Below are 25,503 nucleotides of genomic sequence, written 5' to 3'. Positions count from 1 at the left end.
GACTACTCCTGTTCTGCGAGCGCGATCGATGTGACCTGGAACTCGTCGCCCTCCGTGAGCGACAGCTCCGCGATGCGGCCGACCGCTCGCAGGTCGGCCTCGGCGAGGCGCAGCAGAGCGACCTCGGCGGCGGGTGCGATGATCGCGGCCCGCTCGACGGGGGTCTTCTGCGAGGCCTTCGCCTCGGTCTTCGCGCGTCGCACGCCGATCAGGGCGCGTGACGCGCTGGCGAGGACGGCGGGATCTCCGCCGAGGTCCGAGCGGACGGGCCATTCGGCCGCGTGCACGGATCCGTCCTGGAACCAGCTCCATGCCTCCTCCGCCGCGAACGACACGACGGGGGCGAGGAGACGCAGCAGCGTCGACAGCGCGACGCGCAGTGCCGCGGCCGCGGATGCGCCCGCGGCGCCACCTCCGTAGGCGCGCTCCTTCACAAGCTCGAGGTAGTCGTCGCAGAACGTCCAGAAGAACGCCTCGGACACCTCGAGCGCGCGGGCATGGTCGTAGGCGTCGAGCGCGGTGGTCGCCTGCACGACGACGTCATCGAGAGCCGCGAGCATGGAGAGGTCGAGCGGCTCGGTCACCTCGGCGTTCTCCGGCGCGTCGAAGCCCAGCACGAACTTCGCCGCGTTGAGCACCTTGATGGCGAGGCGGCGGCCGATCTTGATCTGCGTCGGGTTCTGCGGGTCGAAGGCCGCATCGGTGCCGAGACGGCTCGATGCCGCCCAGTACCGCACCGCGTCGGAGCCGTGCGTCGCGAGAACGTCCGCGGGCGTCACGACGTTGCCCTTCGACTTCGACATCTTCTTGCGGTCGGGGTCGACGATGAAGCCCGAGATCGACGCGTGCTTCCACGGCGCCACCTCGTCCTCCAGCACGCTGCGGAGCATCGTCGAGAACAGCCACGTGCGGATGATGTCCTGGCCCTGCGGACGGACGTCGAACGGTGCGACGAGCCTCCACAGCTCGTCGTCGCTCTGCCAGCGGCCCGCGAGCTGCGGCGTGAGCGACGAGGTCGCCCACGTGTCGAACACGTCGGTCTCGGCCTCGAAGCCGCCGGCCGCGCCGCGCTGCTCCTCCGAGTAGCCGGCGGGCACGTCGCTCGACGGGTCGATCGGCAGCGAGGCGGCGTCGGGAACGAGGACGCGGTCGTAGTCGCGTGCGCCGTTCTCATCGAGCGCGTACCAGACGGGGATCGGCACGCCGAAGAACCGCTGACGCGAGACGAGCCAGTCTCCGGTGAGGCCGTTCACCCAGTTCTCGTAGCGCACCCGCATGAACTCAGGGTGCCATTCGACCTGCTCGCCGAACGCCAGCAGCCTCTTCTTCAGGGCTTCGTCGCGCGCGCCGTTGCGGACATACCACTGGCGCGTCGACACGATCTCGAGCGGGCGGTCGCCCTTCTCGAAGAACTTGACGGGGTGGTTGAACTGCTCGCCCGTTCCGACGAGCTCGCCCGACTCGTCGAGAAGCTCGACCACGCGCTTCTGGGCGCTGAACACGGTCTTGCCGGCGAGCTCGCCGTAGGCGGCGGTCCCTCGCTCGGACACGATGACCTCGGGGGCATCGGCGACGACGCGGCCGTCCTTGCCGATGATCGTGCGGTTCGGCAGGTCGAGCTCGCGCCACCAGATGATGTCGTTCATGTCGCCGAACGTGCAGATCATGGCGATGCCGGAGCCCTTGTCGGGCTGCGCGAGCGGGTGGGGGAGCACGGGGACCTCGACGTCGAAGAGCGGCGTCGTGACGGTGGATCCGAAGTGCTCCTGATAGCGCTCGTCGTCGGGGTGGGCGACGAGCGCGACGCACGCGGCGAGAAGCTCGGGCCGCGTCGTCTCGATGACGAGATCGCCCGCGCTGTCCGTCCGGTGGAACGCGAGCCGGTGGTAGGCGGCGGGTCGCTCGCGATCCTCGAGCTCGGCCTGTGCGATCGCGGAGCGGAAGTCGATGTCCCACAGCGTGGGCGCGAGTGCCTGATAGGCCTCGCCGCGCTCGATGTTGTTCAGGAACGCCAGCTGGCTCGTGCGGATCGTGTCGTCGGAGATCGTTCGGTAGTTCTGCGTCCAGTCGACCGAGAGGCCGAGCTGGCGCCAGAGCTCCTCGAACTTCTCCTCGTCCTCGACCGTGAGCTTCTCGCACAGCTCGGTGAAATTGCGGCGACTGATCGGCACCTGGTCGGCGGCCTTGATGTTCTTCGTCGTGCCCTCGAACGGCGGGGCGAAATCGGGGTCGTAGGGGAGCGAGGGGTCGCAGCGGACGCCGTAGTAGTTCTGCACGCGTCGCTCGGTCGGGAGGCCGTTGTCGTCCCAGCCGATCGGGTAGAACACCTGCTTGCCGCGCATGCGCTCGAAGCGCGCCTTCACGTCGGTGTGGGTGTAGCTGAAGACGTGGCCGATGTGCAGCGACCCTGATGCGGTCGGAGGCGGCGTGTCCACCGAGTAGACGCCCTCGCGGCCGACGACCTGAGCGGCGGCGCGGTCGAAGCGGTACGTGCCGTCCCGCTCCCAGCGCTCACCCCACTTCTGCTCGAGTCCCTCGAGTTTGGGCTTATCGGGAATGTCGGCCATGCGCGGAGCTCCTCGCGATATGGGCGGCACGGTGTCTGCGTGCCTGATGTGGTGGGATACGCCGCCATTCTACGGGGCGCGACTTCTTCGAGGCTGGGGTTGCGCGGCGCGGCGCGACGTCTTAACGTACAACCAAATGGTTGTAGACATCGAGTTGAGCGACGCCGAGGCGAACCGGATCTTCCGCGCCCTGGCCGATTCCACGCGCCGTGACATCGTGCGGCGCACACTGACCGACGAGGCGACCGTGTCCGAACTGGCAGCCGCGTACGACATGTCGTTCGCGGCCGTGCAGAAGCACGTCGCGGTTCTCGAAGGAGCGGGCCTCGTGACGAAGAGGCCCCGAGGACGGGAGCGAGTCGTGCACGGAGACCCCGAACGGATCCGCCGCGCGCAGCGGCTGCTCGGCGCATTCGAAGAGATCTGGCGGGCGCGAGTCGCGCGACTCGACGCCCTGCTGGCAGAACTCAAGGAGTGACAGCATGCCCATCACCTCGGTCGACACCGACCGCGACGCACTCACGCTGACGATCGTGGCCGACTTCGCCGCGACGAAGCAGCGCCTCTGGGACGCCTACGCGGACCCACGGCAGATCGAGCAGTTCTGGGGGCCGGAGACGTATCCGGCCACCTTCTTCCGGCACGACATGTTCCCGGGAGGCCAGAGCCGCTATTCCATGACCGGACCAGACGGCGACACGTCGGCGGGCTACTGGGAGTTCCTCAGGGTCGACGCGCCCGATGCCTTCGAGGTGCTCGACGGCTTCTGCGGCGACGACGGCGAGCCGAACCCCGACATGCCCTCCATGCGTGTGCGGTTCACCTTCGACGAGACGGCAGACGGATCGAGGATGACGGCCGTCACGCACTTCCACAGCGTCGACGAGCTCGAGCAGCTGCTCGAGATGGGCATGCTCGAGGGCATGACGTCGGCGATGAGTCAGATCGACCTCGTCCTGGCCGATCTGAAGACATTCGCCGCCGAGATCCCGACGCAGATGCAGAAGCTGTCCGACACGCAGATCCGCGTGTCGCGGGTGATCCGCGGATCCGTCGAGGACGTGTGGCGGGCGCATCACGACGCGGACCTCGTGCGCCGGTGGATGTACGGGCCCGACGGATGGGAGTTCACGGAGTGCATCCCGCCGGCGGGGGAGGGGTCATCGACGCGCTACCGCTGGTCGCCGGGCGACGGCGTCGAGGGAGAGGCGTTCAGCATCATCGGCGACGTGCTCGCGTCGGAGGAGCCGCACCGCATCGTTCACACGGAGCAGATGGAGGGCCTCCCCGGCACGACGATCAACGAGCTCACGCTCACCCCCGTGCCCGAGGGCACGCTGCTCGTCTACGTCATGACGTACGAGAGCGCCGAGGTCCGCGATCAGGTCCTCGCGACGGGCATGACCGACGGCATGGAGATGAGCTACGACCGGCTGGAGGGCGTGCTCGCCTGATGAGGCCGACGTGCCAGGGCGGGCTGCGCGGCCCCGGCCGCGCAGCCCGCCCTCGCGTCACGATTCGACGTGGATCCCGAGGGCGTCCGCGAAGGCCAGGGTCATCGCGTCCGCCTGCGCGGGCGAGAGCGTGGCGCCCCGGAGACTCGCGACGTTCAGAATGCGCCCGATCTCGGCGCCGCGGAGGTCGAAGCTCTTCGCCCGCATCTCCCGTGGGTCGAGCTCTCCGATCTCGGTGCCCGCGATCTGCGCGCCCTCGATCGTGGCGAGGGGCAGGTCGAGCGAGCGGATCCTGCTCTCCGACAGGACGACGTTCTCGAGACGTGCTCCGGCGAACGTCAGATAGTCGACTCGTACGTCGTCGAGGATGACATCGGCGACGCGGGCTCCCTGCAGATCGAGCGCGCCGATGCGTCCGCCGCGGAACCGGACGCGCCGAAGGGACGCATCTCGCAGGTCCACGCTGGGGCACACGACGTCGTCGAACGCGACGTCGATGAGCGTCGCGCCGCGTCCGAGCACCCCCTCGAGCACCGTCGGCAGGACGACGCACTCGGTGAGGTGGGCGTGCGCGATGTCGACGCCGCCCCGCCAGGTGAGGTCGAGGGCGTCGAGCTCGGCATGGGCTCCGGCCGCGTTCGAAGGGCTCCGACGGGCTGGCAGATCGGGAGCAGCGAGCGCGCGCATCAGCCGACGGAGGTGTCGGATGCGGAGACGATCGGGATCTCGCTCGTGCGGTCGCTCGCCATCGCGGCCGATGGCGTGATCTCGGGCTTCTCGCCGCGGCGGAGGGCGCGGAACAGCTTCATGGTCGCGTCGGACCACGCGGTGATGTTCCAGCGCTTCGACGAGCGCACGAGATCGCGCATGCGTTCCCGTCGGCCCTCCTCGCTCATGGCGAGGGCTGCGTCGAGTGCGCGATCCATATTCGCGTAGCTGAACGGGTTGACGGGGATCTGCCCCTCGAGGAGCACCGCGCAGCCGGCGAACTCGGACAGGATCAGCGCGCCGGATCCCTCGTCGCCCTGCGCGATGCAGAACTCAGGGGCGACGAGGTTGAGTCCATCGGCGAGCGGCGTGATCGAGCAGATGTCGGCCGCGCGGTAGTAGGCGACGAGGTCCGGCATCGGGATGGCCGTCGAGATGAGGGAGACCGGCTGCCACTCGAAGGATCCGTGCGTGCCGTTGATGCGCCCGGTGATCTCCTCGATCCGCTGCTGGATCTCGTCGTACGCCGCCATCGCGCGGTTCGCGCCGACGGACACGAGCATGAGGCGGACGCGGCCCCGCAGCTCCGGCCGACGCTGCAGGAGTCGCTCGAACGTCTCGAGCTGTTCGATGTTTCCCTTCGTGTAGTCGGTGCGCGACACGGAGAGGACCATGGTCGCGTCGCCGACCCAGTCGCGGATCTCCTGCACGCGCTGCGCGAATCCGTCCCGCTGCGTGAGCTCTTCGACGTAGGCGTCGTTCACGCCGACAGGGTTCGTCTCGATGTGGATCCGGTGCCCGTGGTGCTCCATCAGGGTGGGCGTCCAGCGCTCCGACAGCGCGTCGCCCCGCGGGGACATGTCGGGATCCGTGGGCTGATCGGCGATCGTGCGGGCGGATGTGATCGACCGTGCGACCGACACGAAGCTCTGGGCGTACCGGGGGATGTGGAAGCCGATCGAGTCGCACTCGAGCAGCGAGCGGATGATCTCTTCGCGCCACGGCAGCACGTTGAACATCCCGGACGCGGGGAACGGCGTGTGGTGGAAGAACGCGATCTTGACGCTCGGCTTGATCTCGCGGAGGAAGCCGGGCACCAGCCACAGGTTGTAGTCGTGGATCCAGACGACCGCATCGTCGCTCGCGGCGTCCGCCGCGGCCTCGGCGAACTTGCGGTTGACGGAACGGAACGTCTCCCAGTCGACCGGGTCGTAGTTGTAGCGCTCCTTGAAGCCGTGGAGGATCGGCCAGAACGCCTCCTTCGACGTGAGGTGGTAGAAGCTCGAGACCTCGTGCTCGGTGAGCGGCAGGCGATTGACGGAGTACGTTCCGTAGCTGTCGTCGATCTCGATGATCTGCTCGAACTGCGGCCTCTGCGGATCCTCAGCCTGCTTCCACGCCACCCACGCGGCGGACTCCATCTTGCCCATGACGCCCTTGATCGTCGGGACGATGCCGTTGGGACTGGAGTTCTCGCGCAATTCGACCGTGCCGTCGTCGAGGACGACCTCTTCGTACGGCTGCCGGTGGTACACGACGACGAGGTCGCTCTTGTCAGTGCTCATGCCGTCACCTCCTGAGGGGGATCGGTGTGAAGGGCGAATGCGCGGATCGCCTCGGCGATGCCCGCCGCGCCGGGGAGCGTGCAGTGGAGCGCGCGGGGCATGTCGGCCGTCGCGTCGAGAAGGGCCTGCTCGGCGCCGCCCACGACGGCGCCCGCGAGCCCGGTGGCGAACATCGACAGATCGTTGAGGGTGTCGCCGGCGACGAGCACCCGCGCGCGATCGACGTCGAGCCGTTCGAGCAGGCGCACGAGCGACGGCCCTTTCGAGACGCCGCCGGGCAGTACGTCGAGATAGCACCCGTGCGAGATGAGCACGTCGAGGCCCGCCGCCTCGAGCGGCGCGACGCTCGCGGGGTCGTATGCATCGGGGTCCCAGTGGTACGACACGCGATGCCGGAACGTCGTGTCCTGCTCGATGAGGCCCGGCGCATCGCGCAGGACCTCGCGGATCCATGTGCCGCGATCCTGCCACGCGTCTCGGATGTCCTGTTCGAGCACGTCGATGGGGCGGACGCGACCGGCCGAGATTCCGGCGATCGTCGTGCCGACGTCGCCGACGACGTAGTCCGGCCACGGTGCCTTCACGCGGTCTCCGCGCCACGCATCGGCGCCCTCGCGGCAGAGGCTCTCGATGTACTCGGGATCTCGTCCGGTCACGAAGATGAGTCCGACGTCGGCCCGATGCTCCGCGATCCAGTCGTAGAGGGCGCGGCGCTGCGCGGCGCTGCCGCCGAGGAACGTGCCATCGAGGTCGGTCGCGAGGACGAAGCTCCAGCGGGGAGCGGAGAGGTCGGTCATGCGTTCAGGTACTCGAATCGTTCGGTCACGGCCTCGATCGCGGGGTGCGCGATCTCGAGATCGAGCGCGCGTGGTTCGGCCCGGATCGGAGAGGCCCAGTACTGCGCGAAGGCGTCGCCGATCGGCCGGCCGTCGGCGACGATCGCGCGGACCATCTCGCTGATCGGCATCGTGATGCCGATCAGGCGAGCGAGGTCGGTCACGGTGACAGCGTTGTGCCGGCCTTCGACCACGACAGCACGGCCCTCGAAGACGTCGGCGTCGTTCAGTCCTTGCCCGCGCTGGAAGCCGTACGAGAAGTTGCGCGACTGACGTGAGGAACACGTCAGCATGAGGTCGCCCAGCCCGCCGAGACCCGTCACGGTCTCACGGCGCCCGCCGAGCCCGACGGCGAGTTCCTTCATCTCGTCGAGACCGCGCGTGATGATCGCGGCGCGCGAATTCTCGCCGAACCCGGCGCCCTCGAGAATCCCGCACGCGATCGCAATGATGTTCTTGACCGCGCCGCCGACTTCCACACCGGGCATGTCATTCGACACGTACGGCCGGAAGGCGCCCGTGGTGAGAGAGATCGCCATGCGTGTCGCCGCGCGATCCTGCGGGGGCACGCGCACCCCCGACGTGCATGCGACGGTGACCGCCGTCGGATGTCCCGCGGCTGTCTCCGTCGCGAACGTCGGCCCTGTCACTGTCCCGATCACGCGGCCGGGAGCCGCCTCGGAGGCCACCTCGCTCATGAGCATGCCCGTGCCCGCCTCGATGCCCTTGGCGCACACGAAGATCGGCACGCCCGGAGCCGCCGATTCGCCGATGCGCCGGGCGACATGGCGCACCGTCGTCGACGGCGTCACGAGGAGAACGGCGTCGGCTCCGGCGAGGGCCTCGTCGACATCGGTCGTCGGCCGAATTCCGACGGGCAGCTCGAGGCCCTCGAGATATCGGGTGTTCCCACGACCGGAAGCGATATCGTGCGCGACCTGTTCGTCGCGCATCCAGAGTCGCACATCGCGTCCGGCGCGCACTGCGACCGCGGCGAGCGCCGTCCCCCACGCCCCGCCGCCGATGACAGCGATGTGTTCATATGGTCGTGTCAAGCGTGTATCGGGGAGCATTATCGACACCATATCGAACCCGCATTTCACGCACGTCACGCGCCGAGCGCGCCGCGGATCGCCTCGAGGAACCACGCGTGCGCCGCAGACGTTCCGCCGTCGCGGTGCGAGATGAGTCGCACCTCGGCGCGTCCGGGAGGACGCCCTCGCCGAGGGCGCTCACGGCGTCGGCGATCGCGCGGTGACCGGCGGAGCGGCCGACGCGCACCTCCCGCAGCGCGCGGAGGTCGTCGAGGCGAACGGTGCCGTCGTCGCTCGGCACGTCTGCGGGCACGAGGCAGACGTATCGGTCGTAGAACAGCACCTCCTGGTTCACCCGTGCGGGGACCGTGGAGCTCATGATCGCGGCGTCGATGTCGCGGGAGAGGATCTCGCGGGCCACGGTGTCGACGTCGAGGGGCACGGTCTCGATTCGAACGCCGGACGCAGCGCTGTTCGTCGCACGGAGGATCCGGGGGAGGAGGCCCGCCTCGCCGAGATCGGTCAGCGCGATCCGGAAGCGCGCGTGCGACGTGGCGGGGTCGAAGCTGGCCCGGTCCTCGGTGGTGTGCGCGAGCTGCGCGAGCGGCCCGCTGACGTCGGCGTACAGATCGGTGGCGAGGCGCGTCGGGCGCACGCCTGACCCGCTGCGCACGAACAGCGCGTCGTCGAAGTGGACCCGCAGTCGGCGCAGCGCGTAGCTCACGGCCGGCTGCGAGACGTTGAGCGCCTCGGCCGGGCTCGTGCTGACGGGGCTGCTGGGACTCGCGATCACGGGCGCGTTCCGCCTGATTCGACTGATCGTCCTTCCCGGCCGGAGTCGCGCACGCCGGGGTTCCGCGCGTGTTCCGGCGGCCGCCGGCGCATGACATCGGATGAGGTGCGCGCGCTCAGCTCCTGCCGGTAGGATCTCCTCATCGGCATCGATCCGGCCATCACCGGGGAGTCCGCGGAAGAACGGCTGCTCGCAGCCCGGTAGAACCGCGCGGGGCAGGCCCGTCACAGCCGCAGTGAGAGCGGCATCGCGTGCGGTGCAACGCGGGGTGGTACCGCGGCCGGGGCTGGGCTGACAGCACGGGTCGTCCTCGCAGTTCGTGACATACGACACTGCTGGAGTGAGATGACCTACCCGAAGAGCGTGTTCGGCCCGGCGGCCGACGCTGTGACCCCCTCGCCCCGCTTTCCTGAGATCGAGCAGGAGATCCTCGAATTCTGGAAGCAGGACGACACGTTCCGCGCCTCGATCGCGCAGCGCGAGGGATCCGAGGAGTGGGTCTTCTATGACGGGCCGCCGTTCGCCAACGGCCTGCCGCACTACGGCCACCTGCTGACGGGGTACGCGAAGGATCTCTTCCCCCGCTTCCACACGATGCTCGGCCAGAAGGTCGACCGCGTCTTCGGCTGGGACACCCATGGCCTACCCGCGGAGCTCGAGGCGATGAAGCAGCTCGGGATCACCGAGAAGAGCGAGATCGAGGAGATGGGGATCGACGCCTTCAATGCGAAGGCGCGCGACTCCGTCCTCACGTACACGCGCGACTGGGAGGACTACGTCACGCGTCAGGCGCGCTGGGTCGACTTCGAGCGCGGGTACAAGACGCTCAACGCGTCGTACATGGAGAGCGTGCTGTGGGCCTTCCAGCAGCTGCACGAGAAGGGGCTCGCCTACGAGGGCTACCGTGTGCTGCCCTACTGCTGGCGCGACCAGACACCGCTCAGCAACCACGAGCTGCGCATGGACGACGACGTCTACCAGGACCGCCAGGATCCGTCGGTCACGGTCAGCTTCCCGTTCACGGGGGAGCGGGCGGCCGAGCTCGAGCTCTCCGGCGTCGCCGCGCTCGCGTGGACGACGACGCCCTGGACGCTCCCGACGAACGCGTCGCTCGCGGTCGGCCCCGACATCGCCTACGCGGTCGTCCCCGCCGGGCCGGAGGGTGCCGCGGAGGGCATCCGGGGCTCCGAGTTCCTGCTCGCGGAGGACCTCCTCGCGGGCTACGCCACGGATCTCGGGTATGCCGAGGCCGCCGATGCGCAGGCCGCCGTCACGCGCCGCATCCGGGGAGCGGAGCTCGCGGGCGTGCGGTTCGCGCCGCTCTTCGACTACTTCGTCGACGCCGCGACCTGGGGCACCGAGAACGCCTGGCAGGTGCTCGTCGACGACTACGTCACGACGGGCGACGGCACGGGCGTCGTGCATCAGGCTCCGGCTTACGGTGAAGACGACAAGCGCTTGAACGACGCCGCGGGGATTCCCACGATCGTGTCCCTCGGCGACGACGGCCGCTTCCTCGACATCGTCCCCGACTTCGCCGGAGAGCTGTGGCTCGACGCGAACATCGACATCGTGCGTCACCTGCGCGCCGCAGGACGGCTCCTGCGCCTGCAGTCGTACGTGCACAGCTACCCGCACTGCTGGCGGTGCCGCAACCCCCTCATCTACAAGGCCGTGTCGAGCTGGTTCATCCGGGTGAGCGAGTTCAAGGATCGTCTTCTCGAGCTCAACGAGCAGATCACGTGGGCGCCCGAGAACGTGAAGCACGGGCAGTTCGGCAAGTGGCTCGAGGGCGCTCGCGACTGGTCCATCAGCCGCAACCGATACTGGGGCTCGCCGATCCCGGTCTGGAAGTCCGACGACCCCCAGCACCCGCGCGTGGACGTCTACGGCTCCCTCGCGGACATCGAGCGCGACTTCGGGCGTCTCCCGCGCAACGAGGAGGGCGAGGTCGATCTGCACCGCCCGTTCATCGACGATCTGACGCGCCCGAACCCCGACGACCCGTCGGGCCGCAGCACCATGCGCCGCATCGAGGACGTCTTCGACGTGTGGTTCGACTCCGGGTCGATGCCGTTCGCACAGCGCCACTACCCGTTCGAGAACAAGGACTGGTTCGACGAGCACTCGCCGGCCGACTTCATCGTCGAGTACATCGGGCAGACGCGCGGCTGGTTCTACGTCATGCACGTGCTCTCGGGCGCGCTCTTCGATCGACCCGCCTACACGGGCGTATCGTGCCACGGCATCGTGCTCGGAAACGACGGGCAGAAGATGTCGAAGTCGCTCCGCAACTATCCCGATGTCAACGAGGTGTTCGACCGCGACGGATCCGACGCCATGCGCTGGTTCCTCATGTCGTCGAGCGTCCTGCGCGGCGGCAACCTCGTCGTCACGGAGGAGGGGATCCGCTCGGGCGTGCGCGAGTTCCTCCTCCCGCTGTGGAACTCCTGGTACTTCTTCTCGACGTACGCGAATGCGGCAGGAAGCCAGGGCGGATCGGGGTACGAGGCGGAGCGCCGCACCGACTCGACAGATGTGCTCGACCGCTACATCCTGGCGCTCACGGGCGAGCTCGTCGACGCGGTGACGACTGACCTCGAGCAGCTCGACTCGACGTCGGCGGCGGCGCGCCTGCGCGGCTTCGCCGAGGTGCTGACGAACTGGTACATCCGACGCTCGCGCGACCGCTTCTGGGAGGGCGTCACAGACGACCCCGCGAGCCGGCAGGCGTTCGACACGCTCTACACGGTGCTCGAGACGGTGTGCCGCGTCGCGGCCCCGCTCATCCCGCTCGTGTCGGAGCGCGTCTGGCAGGGGCTCACGGGCGGCCGCAGCGTCCACCTGACCGACTGGCCCGACTCCGCGGAGTTCCCATCGGCGACCGACATCCGCGAGGCGATGGACTCGGTGCGCGAGGCGTCGAGCGTCGCGAACGCGCTGCGCAAGAAGGAGAAGCTCCGCGTCCGCCTGCCTCTCGCGAAGCTCACCGTCGTGACGAGCGGCTCCGCGGGGCTCGCTCAGTTCGAGGACATCCTGCGCGAGGAGCTCAACGTGAAGGGCGTCGAGCTCGACGAGCTGCGCGAGGACACGGCCGAGCGGTACGGCATCTCGCACCGTCTTACGGTCAACGCCCGGGCGGTGGGACCGCGCCTGGGCAAGCAGGTGCAGCAGGTCATCAAGGCGTCGAAGTCGGGCGACTGGTCCGAGAGCGACGGCGTCGTGACGGCCGGCGGCATCGCGCTCGAGGATGGGGAGTACGAGCTCGCGCTCGACACGGCCGGACGGCCGGACGGCGAGGCGATCGCGACCCTTCCGGGCGGCGGGTTCGTGATCCTCGACACGACCACGACCCCCGAGCTCGAGGCCGAGGGCTTCGCGCGCGACCTCATCCGCGCCGTCCAGGACACACGCAAGAACGCCGGCTTCGAGGTCAGCGACCGGATCCGCCTGCAGCTGATGTTCGCCTTCGCCGACGACCGCGCCGCGGTCGAGAGCGGATGGGACGTCGCCGACGTCGCGGGAGAGACGCTGGCCGTCGAGTACGAGATCGACGAGGGCACGGGCGGGGCCGAGTTCGAGCAGCTGATCCCCGCCGGCAAGTACGCCAACGCGGGCGACGTGACGATCGCGGTCGCCCGGATCGGAGATGCGCAGTGACCGATTCCGACATCCGGCGTGCCGACGCGGTCTACTCCGCGCTGCTCGCTCGCGCGGGCGAGGCCTGGGTGGAGCCCCGTCTCGACCGCACGGCGAAGCTGCTGGAGTACCTCGACAATCCGCAGCGCACGTATCGCGTCGTGCACATCACCGGCACGAACGGCAAGACCTCGACGGCGCGCATCATCGAGAGCCTCGTCCGTGCGCACGGCCTGCGCACAGGCCTGTTCACGAGCCCGCACCTCGTCCGATTCACCGAGCGGATCCTCATCGACGGCGAGCCGATCGCCGACGAGGCGGTCGCCGATGCGTGGGACGAGATCTTCCCGTTCCTCGCCCTCGTCGATGCCGAGCTCGACGCCGACGGCCAGGCACCGCTGACCTTCTTCGAGCTGCTGACCGCGCTCGCGTTCGTGGCCTGCGCTGATGCCCCTGTCGACGTCCTCGTGCTCGAGGTCGGCATGGGCGGCGCGTGGGATTCGACGAACACGGCCGACGGTGACGTCGCGGTGTTCACCCCGATCGACATCGACCACGCGGCGCGCCTCGGATCGACGCGCGCCGAGATCGCCGAGGTCAAGGCCGGCATCATCAAGCAGGGCGCCGCGGTCGTGTCCTCCCGTCAGGAACCCGACGCCGCGGCCGTCCTCCGGCGCGTCGCGGCGGAGAACGACGCCTCGATCGCCTTCGAGGGCGACGACTTCGCGCTCGTCGAGACGAAGCTCGCCGTCGGCGGGCAGCTCGTGCGCGTCCGAGGCCTCGCGGGCGACTACGAAGAGGAGTACCTGCCGATCTACGGAGCGCATCAGGGTGCGAACGCCGCGCTCGCGGTCGCCGCCGTCGAATCTCTGATCGGGGGCGGCACACAGCGGATCGCCTCCGACATCCGCACGGAGGGCTTCGGCGAGACGGTGTCGCCCGGTCGGCTCCAGCTCGTCGGCACGGAGCCGACCGTGATCGTCGATGCGGCGCACAATCCCCATGGCGCGCGGGCGCTCGTGCGAGCTCTGAAGGAGTCCTTCGACTTCGAGGAGTGGGGCGTCGTGCTCGGTGTCATGGCCGACAAGGACGTGGCGGGAGTGATCGAGGAGCTGAAGCCGCTGGCCGCGCACCTGTTCGCGACGGAGGCGGCCTCAGAGCGCGCGGCCTCCGCCGACGAGATCGCCGACGCGGCGGAGCTGCAGGGCCTCCGACCGACGGCGCACCGCGACATCGCGGAGGCGGCCGAGGCGGCGCGCGAATGGGCGGCAGAGGGCGAGAAGCGCGCGATCGTGATCGCGGGATCCGTCGTGCTCGGCGGCGAGGCCATCGCGCTGTCGCGCGTCGAGGGCTGGAAGACCGCGTCCGTCGGAGACGAGGACTGATGGCGCGCGCCCGTCGCTACCGCACGCTTCCGGAGAAGGTCGGATCCGTGGTGCTCGGGTTCGAGGCGATCGTCGTCTTTCTCGCGGGGCTCGTGATCTACGGCCTCGGCGCGCTGCCGGCCGCCGTGCCCTCGTGGTGGGGCATCGTCGCGGGAAGCGTCATGCTCGTCGCCCTGATCGTCGTCAGCGGCGCGCTCCGCTGGACATGGGGGCGCGTCGCGGGATGGATCCTGCAGCTCGTGATCGCCGCGGGCGCCCTGCTGGTCCCCGCCATCCTCCTCGTCGCGGTCATCTTCGGCGGGATGTGGGCCTACGCGATGATCGGCGGCGCGAAGATCGAGCGTCGCGTGCAGCAGGCGCGCCAGGCGAACGCGGACACGCCGGACGCATAGGTCCCCCGCGATAGGTTCATCAGGTCCCCTCACCGATACAGGAAGGCACTTTCATGGCCACAGAAGAGACCTTGGTCCTCGTCAAGCCCGACGGCGTCGCGCGCAGCCTGACCGGACAGATCCTCGCCCGCATCGAGGCGAAGGGATACGAGCTCGTCGACATCCGCAAGTTCACACCGTCGCGCGAGCTGCTGGTTGAGCACTACGCCGAGCACGACGGCAAGCCGTTCTTCGAGCCGCTCGTCGAGTTCATGATGTCCGGCGACGTCGTGGCGGTGCGTGCACGCGGCAACCGCGTCATCGAGGGGTTCCGCTCGCTGGCGGGCGCCACAGAGCCCACGACGGCCGCGCCCGGCACGATCCGCGGCGACCTCGGCCGCGACTGGGGCCTGAAGGTGCAGCAGAACCTCGTGCACGGCTCCGACAGCACGGAATCGGCCGAGCGCGAGCTGGGTCTCTGGTTCGGCTGAGCGCCGCATCCGCACGCGAAGAGGCGTCCCGCATCCTGCGGGACGCCTCTTCGCGTGCGTCAGAAGAAGAAGTCGAGCAGGTGCAGGCGCAGCTCGGCGAGCACGATGATCGCGAGGAACGAGAGCGTCGCGAGGAGCGGCAGCCAGCCCATCAGCGCGTCGGCGGTCTTCCGCACGCCGCGGGACACGGGGAAAGCGCCGATGCGCAGCGCGTGCAGAAGCACCGCATAGAACGTCGGGATCGTCACGACCCACGTCACCATGCACCACGGGCAGAGGGTGCCGATCACGTAGATGCTCTGGATGATCAGCCAGACGACGAAACCGAATGCGAAGGCCATGCCGGCCGTGAACAGGATCCAGAACCACTTCGCGAAGCGCGCGCCGGCGAGGAGCGCCATGCCGACGACGACGGGAGCCATCCACCCGACAAGCCCGAGCAGGGGGTTCGGGAAGCCGAACGCGGATCCCTGTGCGGAGTCGAGATTCGCGCCGCATTGCACGATGGGATTGAAGTCGCACCCGGCGACGTGATCGGGATCGATGAGCGCCTCGAACTTCTCCATCGTGAGAGAGAACGCGGCCCACAGGCCGACGACTCCCGCGATCACGAGCCATACGGCGAGTGCCGCCGGGCGCTTCTGCGTCTGCTCCATGGAATCAGTGTCGCACTGCCGACCGGGGGCGAGCACCGCTCGCGCGCGACGCGCCGATGACAGCGATTGACGTGGGAATGCGCGGATACGCGCCAAGGTGAGATAATGACACCTGACGCTCGCCGCGTGCGCGCCCCGGGTGTCGACGCGAAGAAGACTTCGGAGCAACGGATGCTCCGCGCGACCAGAGCCGATGGGCCAGTCGCAGACCAATTGGGAGCTGGCTCGCGCCCCGCGCGACAGCACGATTTCCACGGGCAGGGAAACCGCTCGTGCAGGGAGTTCGCCAGAGATGGCTGAAGACAACGACACCACGGACACCACCGCACACGACGACACGCAGGACACACAGCAGCCGGAGGGGCAGTCGGCCGCGCAGCAGACGACGGCCGACACGCCGAAGCCCGCAGACGGCGCCGTCGATGGCGAGGCCGATGCGCCCGCCGCGAGCGACGCGAAGGGCGGCGACGAGCCGTCGGAGCCCGAGATCCCGACGGCCGTGAGTCTCGGGCTGATTCCCGAGAACTTCGTCTCGCAGGTCTCGACATCGCTCACGTTCTACGCGCCTGACGTCAGCCTGCTGCCGTCACCGCCGTCGATGGACGACGACGATGACGATGACGATGATGACGACGACCTGCAGGGCCAGGGAGGCAATCGGTCGAGCCGTCGACGTCGTCGCCGCGGCGGGGGAGCCGGCGGGGGCGATGACTCCCGCGACGAGGGCCGCGGCCGCAAGCGCGTCGTCGAGGTCGTCAACGAGCCACAGCGCATCAAGGGGTCGACGCGCCTCGAGGCGAAGAAGCAGCGTCGTCGAGACGGTCGCGAGGCCGGACGCCGTCGTTCCGTCGTGACCGAGGCCGAGTTCCTCGCGCGCCGTGAATCGGTCGATCGCCAGATGGTGGTGCGCGCGAAGCAGAGCCGCACGCAGATCGGCGTCCTCGAGGATGGCGTGCTCGTCGAGCACTACGTCGCCCGCGCACAGGACGCGTCGCTCATCGGCAACGTCTACCTCGGCCGCGTGCAGAACGTGCTGCCGAGCATGGAGGCGGCCTTCGTCGACATCGGTCGTGGTCGCAACGCCGTGCTGTACTCCGGCGAGGTCGACTGGGATGCGGTCGAGACCGGAAATCAGCCGCGTCGCATCGAGCTGGCGCTCAAGCCCGGCGACAAGGTCCTCGTGCAGGTCACGAAGGACCCGGTGGGCCACAAGGGCGCGCGTCTGACGAGCCAGATCTCGCTTCCCGGCCGGTACCTCGTGTACGTGCCGGGTGGGTCGATGAACGGGATCTCCCGCAAGCTCCCCGACACCGAGCGCGCGCGCCTGAAGAAGATCCTCAAGAAGGTGCTGCCGGAGTCGGCCGGTGTCATCGTGCGCACGGCGGCCGAGGGCGCGACAGAAGAGCAGCTCACGCGGGATGTGAACCGCCTCACGCAGCAGTGGGAGCACATTCAGGCACAGGTCGAGAAGGGGCAGGCGCCGAACCTGCTCCACAGCGAGCCCGATCTCCTCGTCAAGATCGTCCGCGATGTCTTCAATGAGGACTTCCAGAAGATGGTCATCCGCGGCGCCGACGCGCACCAGACGATCACGAGCTACCTTCAGTCGGTCGCACCCGATCTGCTCGAGCGCATCGAGCAGCACGAGGGCGACGGCGATCCGTTCGACGAGTTCCGGATCACGGAGCAGATCGAGAAGGCCCTCGATCGCAAGGTGTGGCTGCCGTCCGGCGGATCTCTCGTCATCGACCGCACCGAGGCGATGACCGTCATCGACGTCAACACGGGCAAGTTCGTCGGCTCGGGCGGCAACCTCGAAGAGACGGTCACGAAGAACAACCTGGAATCGGCAGAGGAGATCGTCCGCCAGCTGCGGCTGCGCGACATCGGCGGCATCATCGTCGTCGACTTCATCGACATGGTGCTCGAGTCGAACCGCGACCTCGTGCTGCGCCGTCTCATCGAGTGCCTGAGCCGGGATCGCACAAAGCACCAGGTTGCCGAGGTCACGTCCCTGGGCCTGGTGCAGATGACCAGGAAGAAGCTCGGCCTCGGCCTGCTCGAGACATTCAGCGAGGCGTGCGAAGTGTGCGCCGGTCGCGGTGTCATCGTGCACCACGACCCCGTCACGAAGCACCGGCAGAGCGCCGGCGGCTCCTCGGGCAGCGGCAGCCGTCGTTCGCGCGGCGGCAAGAGCCGCGGATCGTCGCCGAAGGGCGACGCGGCTCCCGAAAAGGATGCGCCGGCACCGCACGTCAACACGGAGAGTGCGAAGTCGGCTCTCGCGAAGATCGCCGCGTCGACGCTGTCGAAGGAAGAGGCCGCTCACGAGCGGGCCGCCGAGCAGGCGGCCACGGAGTCGCCGGCGTCGCTCGATCAGCTCGTCCTGCCGGAAGGCCCCCGCGGAGCTGAGGACAAGCCGGCGGATGCGGGTGAGGAGCGGCCGCGCAAGCCCCGGCGCAAGCGCGCATCCGACAAGCCCGCCGCCAAGAGCTCCGAGGCCGGGGGAGATGCCCCCGGCAGCCTCCTCGACTCGGTCCTCAGCGCGCTCCCGGAACCCAAGGCGCCGGGCCAGGGCCGCGCGCGTCGTCGCGTGACGACCGCGGCGCTGCAGGGCACCGCGGTGTCGGTCACTCCTCCGTCGGGCGACGACTCCGAGAAGTGATGTCGGGCCGGCGGTGCGCCTGGCGCGCCGCCGGCCGATCCTTCGCGCGGATCCGCAGTCCAGAGCCGATCAGCGCGCGCGTGAGCTCACCCGCGGTCACCCGCCGGGCTCCGGCCTCGACGAGGCGCTCGAGCACGTCCTCCGGCACGTCGTAGTGGTCGAGATCGAATCCGCGGCGAGGGATCCCGTTGGCTGCCGCGAACGCGTGCAGCTCCTCCAGGTCCGAGTCGCTGACGAGGTGCGACCAGTAGCGCCCGTGCGCCGGCCACAGGGGAGAGTCGACGAGGATCGTCATATTCACCAGCATAGAACTCTGCGCGGGCCCCGGGCGCGAACGACTGCGACGCGCCGGTCGACCTGATTGCCGGATTCAGCAGACTTCGGGTAAAGTTATCCGTTGGTGCATCTCCGGTCGCGCGCTCTCCCACTGGCGGCGCGACAGAAGCCTTGCTGACGCACCTCGCACATCCAGTGCGATGCAAGCAGGAGCGCGACTCTCCGCTTTTCCCTCGGAGTGAAGTGCCCAAGACTTCCCGTGAGATTCGGACGGCCGCAGGCTGTCCCCAATGAAACAGGTATCAACGTGGTTTACGCAGTTGTTCGCGCCGGTGGCCGGCAGGAGAAGGTCGAGGTCGGAACGATCATCACGCTCGACCGTGTCCAGGCTGCCGAGGGTGAGTCGATCGAGCTGCCCGCCGTCCTCTTCGTCGACGGCGAGAACGTGACGACCGACGCCGACGCGCTGTCGAAGGTCACGGTCACCGCTGAGGTTCTCAACGACCTCCGCGGCCCGAAGATCGTCATCCAGAAGTACAAGAACAAGACCGGCTACAAGAAGCGCCAGGGCCACCGTCAGGAGCTCACGCGCGTCAAGGTCACTGGCATCAAGTAATCCGGAGAGGCTTGAGAAATGGCACATAAGAAGGGCGCAAGCTCCACTCGCAACGGTCGTGACTCGAACGCGCAGCGCCTCGGCGTGAAGCGCTTCGGCGGCCAGGACGTCAACGCGGGCGAGATCCTCGTCCGCCAGCGCGGCACGCACTTCCACCCCGGCGCCAACGTCGGCCGTGGTGGCGACGACACCCTGTTCGCTCTCGCCGCGGGCGCGGTCGAGTTCGGCAGCAAGGGCGGCCGCAAGGTCGTCAACGTGGTGGCCGCAGCCGAGTAATCGCCGGCATCACGCGCAATCTGCATCCGGAACGGGGGCGGGCATGAGCTCGCCCCCGTTCTGCGTAGCGGGACTCATCCCGCACGCGGCATAGTGGGCCACGGGCCCGGAGTTCGAGAAGAGGCACAATGGTCACGTTCGTCGACGAGGTCACCCTGCACCTGAGGGCGGGCAGCGGCGGCAACGGGTGTGTGTCCGTTCGCCGCGAGAAGTTCAAACCGCTCGCGGGTCCCGACGGCGGCAATGGGGGAGACGGCGGCGATGTCGTCCTCGTCGCCGATACGCAGACGACAACCCTGCTCAGCTACCACCACTCGCCCCACCGCAGGTCTGAGAACGGCGGATTCGGCATGGGCGACATGCGTTCGGGTGCGCAGGCCCCCACGCTGGAGCTCCCGGTTCCGGTCGGCACGGTCGTGAAGGATCCATCCGGTGAGGTCCTCGCTGACCTGATCGAGCCCGGCATGCGATTCGTGGCGGCGCCGGGTGGCCGCGGCGGCCTCGGAAATGCCGCACTTTCCTCACCCAAGCGCAAGGCGCCGGGTTTCGCGCTTCTCGGCACGCCCGGCTGGGAAGGCGACGTCCTGCTCGAGCTCAAGACGCTCGCGGACGTCGCGCTCGTCGGGTTCCCCTCGGCCGGCAAGTCGAGCCTCGTCGCTGCCATGTCCGCGGCGCGCCCCAAGATCGCCGACTACCCCTTCACGACGCTGCACCCGAACCTCGGCGTCGTGCAGTCGGGAGACATCCGCTTCACGGTCGCCGACGTCCCCGGTCTCATCGAGGGCGCGAGCGAGGGACGGGGCCTCGGACTCGACTTCCTGCGGCACGTCGAGCGCTGCACGGCGATCGTTCACGTGCTCGACTGCGCGACGCTCGAGTCCGGCAGAGACCCCGTGAGCGACCTCGAGATCATCCGCCGTGAGCTCGGCAACTACGAGGTCCCGGAGGGACAGACGCCGCTGCTCGATCGCCCGCAGATGGTCGTCCTCAACAAGATCGATGTGCCGCAGGCCGAGGAGCTCGCCGACTTCGTCCGTCCCGACCTCGAGAAGCTCGGCTTCCGCGTCTTCGAGCTCTCGACGGTCGCCCGGCGCGGGCTGCGCGAGTTCACCTTCGCGCTGGCCGAGCTCATCGACGAACAGCGTCGCCTGGCGCCCGCGGAGGAGCCGACCGAACGCGTGATCATCCGCCCGCAGGGGTCGCGCAAGGCGTTCACGGTCACCCGCGAAGGCGGCTCGTATGGCGATCTGTTCCGGATCCGCGGCGAGAAGCCCGAGCGCTGGGTCCAGCAGACCGACTTCCAGAACGAGGAGGCCGTCGGCTATCTGGCCGATCGCCTCGAGAAGATCGGCATCGAGAACGCGCTGTTCCGCGCCGGTGCCGTGCCCGGCGTCCCCGTCGTGATCGGCGACGACGACGCCATCGTGTTCGACTGGGATCCGGCGCTCTCGTCGGCCGCCGAGCTCACGCAGGCGCCGCGCGGAACGGACCCCCGCCTCGAAGGCAACCACCGCCGCACGACGGCGGAGCGCCGCGAGGCCTACAAGGCCAGACAGGATGCGCGCACGATCGAGCGCGCACTGGAAGAGGAACGTCGTCTTTCTCGCGATGAGGAGGAGACGTTCGAAAGGATGGATGGTACAGAGTGACGGCATACGCACGTCAAGATCTGGCAACCGCGAAGAGGATCGTCGTCAAAGTCGGCTCCTCTTCGATCAGCGGCGACGCATCGTGGCGCATCGACATGCTCGCAGATGCGATCGTCGAGGCGCGCTCTCGGGGACAGGAGATCATCTTCGTCTCCTCGGGAGCCATCGCCACGGCGGTCTCGCTGATGGACCTCGGTCAGGGCAAGCCGTCTGACCTCGCGACGCAGCAGGCAGCTGCCGCGGTCGGACAGAACGTGCTCCTCTGGCGCTGGCAGTCGAGCCTCGACCGCTATGGCGTCCTAGCCGGCCAGGTGCTCCTCACGCTGAGCGACCTGCAGAACAGCACCCCGCGCAGCAACGCACGGCGCGCGATCGACCGCATGCTCACCCTGGGCGTGCTCCCGATCGTCAACGAGAACGACACCGTCGCGACGCACGAGATCCGCTTCGGCGACAACGACCGGCTGTCCGCGCTGGTCGCGCACCTCATGAAGGCGGATGCGCTGGTGCTCCTCAGCGATATCACGGCCCTCTATACGGCACCGCCGGACCGTGAGGGATCCCGACCGATCGACACGATCGCCCCCGACGACGACCTGCGTCAGTTCGAGTTCGGCGGCAAGGTCGTCAACAGCGTCGGCACGGGCGGTGCCGCGACGAAGGCGACGGCCGGCCGCCTCGCCCAGGAGCACGGCGTCGGCGCGCTCGTCACGAGCGCCGACAACATCGCGGATGCCCTCGCGGGGCACGACGTGGGAACGTGGTTCACACCGGCGGAGACGGGGGATCCCCAGACGGAGACCCTCTCACTGATCCTGCAGGACGACGAGAGCGAGGAGAACTGATGAGCACCGACGCACCCGAGACCAGGTTCGCGCTGGCCAAGGAGGCCGCACGCGGCATCGCCCGCCTCACGAGCACCGAGAAGGGCGACGCGCTCCATGCGATCGCCGACGCCCTCGTCGCGAACCAGCAGACCATCATCGCGGCGAACGCCGAAGACCTCGATCGCGGCCGTGTGAAGGGGATCGGCGACTCGCTGCTCGATCGCCTCGCCTTCTCGCCCGAGCGCATCGCGGCTCTCGCCGACGCCACGCGTCAGGTCGCCGCGCTTCCCGATCCTGTCGGACAGGTCGTCCGGGGCGAGCGCATGGCGAACGGCATCAGCCTCGAGCAGGTGCGCGTTCCCTTCGGCGTCGTCGGCGCGATCTACGAGGCGCGCCCGAACGTGACGGTCGACATCGCGGCGCTCGCGCTGCGGTCCGGCAACACGGTCGTCCTGCGCGGCGGGAGCGCCGCGATGTCTTCGAACATGGCGCTCGTCGCGATCATGCGCGACGCGCTCACCTCGCAGGGCATCTCACCCGAGGCGATCCAGACGGTCGACGAGTTCGGTCGCGACGGCGCCAAGGCGCTCATGCGCGGGCGCGGCTTCATCGATGTCCTCGTGCCGCGCGGCAGCGCCGGGCTGATCGAGACGGTCGTCACCGAGTCGACGGTCCCGGTCATCGAGACGGGCGCCGGCAACGTGCACGTCGTGCTCGACACGACGGCTCCCGACGACTGGGCCCGCGAGATCACGGTCAACTCGAAGACCCACCGCGTGAGCGTGTGCAACTCGGCCGAGAGCGTGCTCGTGCTGCGCGATGCGGCCGAGCGCCTCGTCCCTGCCGTCGTCGCTGCGCTGCAGGCCAGCGGCGTCACCGTGCACGGCGACGAGACGGTGCAGTCGCTCGCGAGCGACATCGTCCCGGCGACGGAGGAGGACTGGGGCACGGAGTACCTCAGTCTCGACATCTCGATGAAGATCGTCGACACGCTCGATGAGGCGATCGACCACATCGAGAAGTTCAGCACCCATCACACCGAGACCATCGTCACGACCGACGTGCGCAACGCCGAGAAGTTCCTCGCCGAGGTCGATTCGGCCGCCGTTTACGTCAACGCGTCGACGCGCTTCACCGATGGCGGCGAGTACGGATTCGGCGCCGAGGTCGGCATCTCCACCCAGAAGCTCCACGCGCGCGGGCCCATGGGGCTGCCGGAGCTGACGAGCACGAAGTGGATCGGACGCGGCTCCGGCCAGATCCGTCCCTGACGGGATCCCTGCCCCTCAGGCGATAAGCTGAGAGGCGTCGTCTTCAACACCATCTGAACGGAGTCAGGATGCACTTCGCCTCCGCGCTCGCGCTCTTCGCAGCCGAGTCCGAGCACACTGAGCACGTGGCGCTCGACACCCTTCCGTACGGCATCGTCGCCATGGCGGTCTTCGCCGTGCTGGCCATGGTCGTCGCCTCGTACCGCAACGTGGCGAACCGCCACGCGGATCCGGCAGAGCACTCTGACGAGAAGCACTAGGTTCGCGCCGTGACAGAGGCGTCGCGACCTCCTCGCATCGGTGTGATGGGCGGCACGTTCGACCCGATCCACCATGGCCATCTTGTGGCGGCGAGCGAGGTCGCGACGTCTTTCGGCCTGGATGAGGTCGTGTTCGTTCCGACGGGACAGCCCTGGCACAAGGGCGACGTGTCGGATCCGCAGGCTCGCTATGAGATGACAGTCATCGCGACGGCGTCGAACCCGGGGTTCACGGTCAGTCGCCTCGACATCGATCGAGCGGGTCCGACGTACACAGTCGACACCCTGCGTGATCTGAACGACTCACGTCCCGGAGCGGAGTTCTTCTTCATCACGGGAGCAGACGCCGTGGCGCAGATTCTCAGCTGGCGCGATCATGATGAGCTGTGGGAGCTCGCGCACTTCGTGGCGGTCTCCCGACCAGGGCACGAGCTGGATATCGGAGATCTTCCCAGCGACCGCGTGAGTCGCCTTGAGATCCCGGCCCTGGCGATATCGTCGACGGACTGTCGCGCCCGCGTCGAGAAGGGGTTGCCCGTGTGGTATCTGGTTCCCGACGGCGTCGTGCAGTACATCGCCAAACACCACCTCTATCGGAGCAGGGTATGAGCACACTCGACGAGCAGAGCGGGCGGCCTCTGACACGCCGCGAGCTGCGAGAGCTGCGTGCGAAGGGCGGCGATGCCGCCGTGCGCGAGGCGGTTCGCGCGTCGGCTCCCGTGGACCCGGAATCGAACCCGTCGGCGGAGCACCACGTCGTCGCGAGCTCGCAACCAGAGCAGGTCGACGAGCACCCGCTCACGCGCAAAGAGCTCCGTAGACTGCGCACCAACGAGGTCCCGATCATCACTCAGACCGATGAGGCGGGCGCACCGGAGGAGTCCGACGCCGGCACGGATGCTGACGTCGCGCAGGACGAGCTTTCGGCAGACGAGCTTGTCGCCGAGGAATCGCCGGCACGCATCGCGGACGTGAGCTCCGCGGGACGCGACACGACCGTCGACGACGTCGCGGAGCCGCACTCGGACGACGAGGCGCCCCAGACGTCGGACGCGTCGACGGGGGAGCAGCGAGTCGTCACCGTCATCGACCCGCAGGGCGACGCCGTGGGCGCTCTCGCGCCGGAGTCCCTCGACGCACCGCGCGACGAGTTCGACGGCGGAAACGGGATCCCGCGTCTGGCGCCGACCTTCGGAGCGGGCGTCGGCACCTCGTCGGGCTCGACGGGGACGAAGTCGTTCGACGACCTCATGGAGCACTACGCGCCGACGTCGCCGAGCTCCATCATCATGACGAGCTCCCATCGCCTGCCCGAGGGCCTCGGCTCCACGGGCGCGGCGAAGGGGACCACGGACGGCCGCGAAGTCGACGCGGTGCTCATCGACGGCGAGATCCCCGCGCACTCCTCTCCGACTCCGATCGCGGCATCCGATGCGATCTCCATTCAGAAGAACGCGAGCGACGTCATCCGTCCGCCCGCTCCCGAGCGAGGTCGCGGCCTCGTCTTCACCCTCGGCATCACCGCGGGCGTCCTCGGAATCGCCGCGGTCGCCACCCTCGCCACCCTCTATTTCACGGGAGTCTTCAACCAGTGAACAGCTCTTCCTCCGACATGCTCCAGCTCGCGGTCGCCGCGGCCGACAAGATGGGCGGCGAGGATCTCGTCGCCCTCGATGTGTCGGAGCCTATGCCGCTCGCCGACATCTTCCTCATCGTCACGGGGCGTTCCGAGCGCAACGCGGCCGCGATCTCCGACGAGATCGAGCGCGCCCTCAACCAGGCAGGTCACAAGCTCCTGCGCCGCGAAGGCAAAGCCGAGGGCCGTTGGATCCTGTGCGACTTCGGTGACCTCATCGTGCACGTGTTCCATCAGGAGGAGCGTGAGTACTACGGGCTCGAGCGCCTCTGGAAGGACTGCCCGACGGTGCCGTTCGAGATCCCGACACGCCCGTCGGTCGAGGCCGATTTCGCCTGATTCCCGGCGTTGTTGTAAGCTTATGGAGTTGCCCGCGAGGGTGTAAAACTCCAGAACGGGTCTGTGGCGCAGCTGGTAGCGCACCTGCATGGCATGCAGGGGGTCAGGGGTTCGAGTCCCCTCAGATCCACGTACATCGCGAAGAATCAGCCTGTTTCCTCACACGACGGAACAGGCTTTTTCTCTGCG

General features: G+C 68.6%; 24 protein-coding genes and 1 tRNA gene. 17 read left to right on the top strand and 8 right to left on the bottom strand.

The features are described 5' to 3' along the window. Nucleotides 1-2: 2 nt before the first annotated feature. Nucleotides 3-2,567 (bottom strand): valine--tRNA ligase, encoded by a 2,565-nt coding sequence (gene valS, locus KOL93_RS05825; RefSeq protein WP_221584371.1) that lies wholly within the window; start codon nucleotides 2,565-2,567, stop codon nucleotides 3-5. 136 nt (nucleotides 2,568-2,703) lie between these two features. Here valS and KOL93_RS05820 point away from each other — a divergent pair, with 136 nt between their 5' ends. Both KOL93_RS05820 and KOL93_RS05815 read left to right on the top strand, forming a co-directional pair. After that, complete coding sequence (locus KOL93_RS05820) at nucleotides 2,704-3,045, top strand: ArsR/SmtB family transcription factor (protein WP_221584370.1); 342 nt, start codon at nucleotides 2,704-2,706, stop codon at nucleotides 3,043-3,045. Between the two features lie 4 nt (nucleotides 3,046-3,049). Continuing rightward, nucleotides 3,050-4,021, top strand: coding sequence for an SRPBCC family protein (locus KOL93_RS05815; protein ID WP_221584369.1), 972 nt, complete (start codon nucleotides 3,050-3,052; stop codon nucleotides 4,019-4,021). 57 nt (nucleotides 4,022-4,078) lie between these two features. On the opposite strand, the gene KOL93_RS05810 is transcribed toward KOL93_RS05815, so the two are convergent. From KOL93_RS05810 to KOL93_RS05790, 5 genes are read right to left on the bottom strand one after another with little or no spacing between them, the layout of a single operon-like run. After that, a complete protein-coding gene (locus KOL93_RS05810) occupies nucleotides 4,079-4,708 on the bottom strand; it encodes a pentapeptide repeat-containing protein (RefSeq protein ID WP_221584368.1) in 630 nt (209 codons plus the stop codon). Next, nucleotides 4,708-6,294 carry a glucosylglycerol-phosphate synthase gene (ggpS, locus tag KOL93_RS05805; RefSeq protein WP_221584367.1) on the bottom strand — a complete coding sequence of 529 codons (1,587 nt, stop codon included), beginning with the start codon at nucleotides 6,292-6,294 and terminating at the stop codon, nucleotides 4,708-4,710. The genes KOL93_RS05810 and ggpS overlap by 1 nt, the downstream gene beginning before the upstream one ends. Continuing rightward, nucleotides 6,291-7,091 (bottom strand): HAD family hydrolase, encoded by an 801-nt coding sequence (locus KOL93_RS05800; RefSeq protein ID WP_221584366.1) that lies wholly within the window; start codon nucleotides 7,089-7,091, stop codon nucleotides 6,291-6,293. The genes ggpS and KOL93_RS05800 overlap by 4 nt, the downstream gene beginning before the upstream one ends. Next, nucleotides 7,088-8,203, bottom strand: a complete 1,116-nt coding sequence (locus tag KOL93_RS05795) for an NAD(P)H-dependent glycerol-3-phosphate dehydrogenase (RefSeq protein ID WP_221584365.1) — start codon at nucleotides 8,201-8,203, stop codon at nucleotides 7,088-7,090. Before KOL93_RS05795 ends, KOL93_RS05800 begins: the two co-directional genes overlap by 4 nt. Then, the gene (locus tag KOL93_RS05790) at nucleotides 8,169-8,957 is read right to left on the bottom strand and encodes a LysR substrate-binding domain-containing protein (RefSeq protein WP_221584364.1); all 789 of its coding nucleotides are present in this window, start codon (nucleotides 8,955-8,957) and stop codon (nucleotides 8,169-8,171) included. Before KOL93_RS05790 ends, KOL93_RS05795 begins: the two co-directional genes overlap by 35 nt. 345 nt (nucleotides 8,958-9,302) lie before the next feature. Between KOL93_RS05790 and ileS the strand changes: the two genes are divergently transcribed. Genes ileS through ndk form a run of 4 tightly spaced genes read left to right on the top strand, consistent with a single transcriptional unit; the run spans nucleotide 9,303 to nucleotide 14,843 of the window. Continuing rightward, nucleotides 9,303-12,617: an isoleucine--tRNA ligase gene (gene ileS / locus KOL93_RS05785; RefSeq protein ID WP_221584363.1), complete on the top strand. Its 3,315-nt coding sequence runs from the start codon at nucleotides 9,303-9,305 to the stop codon at nucleotides 12,615-12,617. Next, nucleotides 12,614-13,981, top strand: coding sequence for a bifunctional folylpolyglutamate synthase/dihydrofolate synthase (locus KOL93_RS05780; RefSeq protein ID WP_221584362.1), 1,368 nt, complete (start codon nucleotides 12,614-12,616; stop codon nucleotides 13,979-13,981). The genes ileS and KOL93_RS05780 overlap by 4 nt, the downstream gene beginning before the upstream one ends. Further along, nucleotides 13,981-14,373 carry a DUF4233 domain-containing protein gene (locus tag KOL93_RS05775; protein WP_221584361.1) on the top strand — a complete coding sequence of 131 codons (393 nt, stop codon included), beginning with the start codon at nucleotides 13,981-13,983 and terminating at the stop codon, nucleotides 14,371-14,373. The genes KOL93_RS05780 and KOL93_RS05775 overlap by 1 nt, the downstream gene beginning before the upstream one ends. A gap of 53 nt (nucleotides 14,374-14,426) precedes the next feature. Beyond that, entirely contained in the window at nucleotides 14,427-14,843 is a 417-nt protein-coding gene (gene ndk / locus KOL93_RS05770) for a nucleoside-diphosphate kinase (RefSeq protein ID WP_221584360.1), read from the top strand. A 59-nt stretch (nucleotides 14,844-14,902) separates the two neighbouring features. On the opposite strand, the gene KOL93_RS05765 is transcribed toward ndk, so the two are convergent. After that, nucleotides 14,903-15,499: a vitamin K epoxide reductase family protein gene (locus KOL93_RS05765; protein WP_221584359.1), complete on the bottom strand. Its 597-nt coding sequence runs from the start codon at nucleotides 15,497-15,499 to the stop codon at nucleotides 14,903-14,905. Nucleotides 15,500-15,692: 193 nt separating this feature from the next. Here KOL93_RS05765 and KOL93_RS05760 point away from each other — a divergent pair, with 193 nt between their 5' ends. After that, nucleotides 15,693-18,164, top strand: a complete 2,472-nt coding sequence (locus tag KOL93_RS05760) for an Rne/Rng family ribonuclease (protein ID WP_221584358.1) — start codon at nucleotides 15,693-15,695, stop codon at nucleotides 18,162-18,164. Here KOL93_RS05760 and KOL93_RS05755 read toward each other — a convergent pair. Next, complete coding sequence (locus KOL93_RS05755) at nucleotides 18,130-18,459, bottom strand: DUF4031 domain-containing protein (RefSeq protein WP_221584357.1); 330 nt, start codon at nucleotides 18,457-18,459, stop codon at nucleotides 18,130-18,132. The genes KOL93_RS05760 and KOL93_RS05755 overlap by 35 nt on opposite strands. 288 nt (nucleotides 18,460-18,747) lie before the next feature. On the opposite strand from KOL93_RS05755, the gene rplU reads away from it, so the two are divergent. The 10 genes from rplU (at nucleotide 18,748) to KOL93_RS05705 (ending at nucleotide 25,444) form a co-directional block, all read left to right on the top strand. Then, complete coding sequence (gene rplU, locus KOL93_RS05750) at nucleotides 18,748-19,056, top strand: 50S ribosomal protein L21 (protein WP_221584356.1); 309 nt, start codon at nucleotides 18,748-18,750, stop codon at nucleotides 19,054-19,056. A gap of 18 nt (nucleotides 19,057-19,074) precedes the next feature. Further along, entirely contained in the window at nucleotides 19,075-19,332 is a 258-nt protein-coding gene (rpmA, locus tag KOL93_RS05745; RefSeq protein ID WP_110589047.1) for a 50S ribosomal protein L27, read from the top strand. Nucleotides 19,333-19,460: 128 nt separating this feature from the next. Further along, nucleotides 19,461-20,981, top strand: a complete 1,521-nt coding sequence (obgE, locus tag KOL93_RS05740) for a GTPase ObgE (protein WP_221584355.1) — start codon at nucleotides 19,461-19,463, stop codon at nucleotides 20,979-20,981. After that, nucleotides 20,978-21,826, top strand: a complete 849-nt coding sequence (gene proB, locus KOL93_RS05735; protein ID WP_221584354.1) for a glutamate 5-kinase — start codon at nucleotides 20,978-20,980, stop codon at nucleotides 21,824-21,826. The genes obgE and proB overlap by 4 nt, the downstream gene beginning before the upstream one ends. Continuing rightward, complete coding sequence (locus KOL93_RS05730) at nucleotides 21,826-23,079, top strand: glutamate-5-semialdehyde dehydrogenase (protein ID WP_221584353.1); 1,254 nt, start codon at nucleotides 21,826-21,828, stop codon at nucleotides 23,077-23,079. The genes proB and KOL93_RS05730 overlap by 1 nt, the downstream gene beginning before the upstream one ends. Nucleotides 23,080-23,147: 68 nt before the next feature. Further along, nucleotides 23,148-23,339, top strand: coding sequence for a hypothetical protein (locus KOL93_RS05725; protein WP_221584352.1), 192 nt, complete (start codon nucleotides 23,148-23,150; stop codon nucleotides 23,337-23,339). A 9-nt stretch (nucleotides 23,340-23,348) separates the two neighbouring features. Next, a complete protein-coding gene (gene nadD / locus KOL93_RS05720) occupies nucleotides 23,349-23,948 on the top strand; it encodes a nicotinate-nucleotide adenylyltransferase (protein WP_221584351.1) in 600 nt (199 codons plus the stop codon). After that, entirely contained in the window at nucleotides 23,945-24,934 is a 990-nt protein-coding gene (locus tag KOL93_RS05715) for a hypothetical protein (RefSeq protein WP_221584350.1), read from the top strand. Before nadD ends, KOL93_RS05715 begins: the two co-directional genes overlap by 4 nt. 17 nt (nucleotides 24,935-24,951) lie before the next feature. Continuing rightward, nucleotides 24,952-25,314, top strand: coding sequence for a ribosome silencing factor (gene rsfS, locus KOL93_RS05710; protein WP_221584539.1), 363 nt, complete (start codon nucleotides 24,952-24,954; stop codon nucleotides 25,312-25,314). Between the two features lie 57 nt (nucleotides 25,315-25,371). Beyond that, a tRNA-Ala gene (locus tag KOL93_RS05705) sits at nucleotides 25,372-25,444 on the top strand. The last annotated feature ends 59 nt before the right edge of the window (nucleotides 25,445-25,503 follow it).

The sequence above is a fragment of the Microbacterium salitolerans genome, assembly GCF_019720895.1.
GTDB lineage: Bacteria > Actinomycetota > Actinomycetes > Actinomycetales > Microbacteriaceae > Microbacterium.
This window is presented reverse-complemented; position numbering and strand designations above follow the sequence as displayed.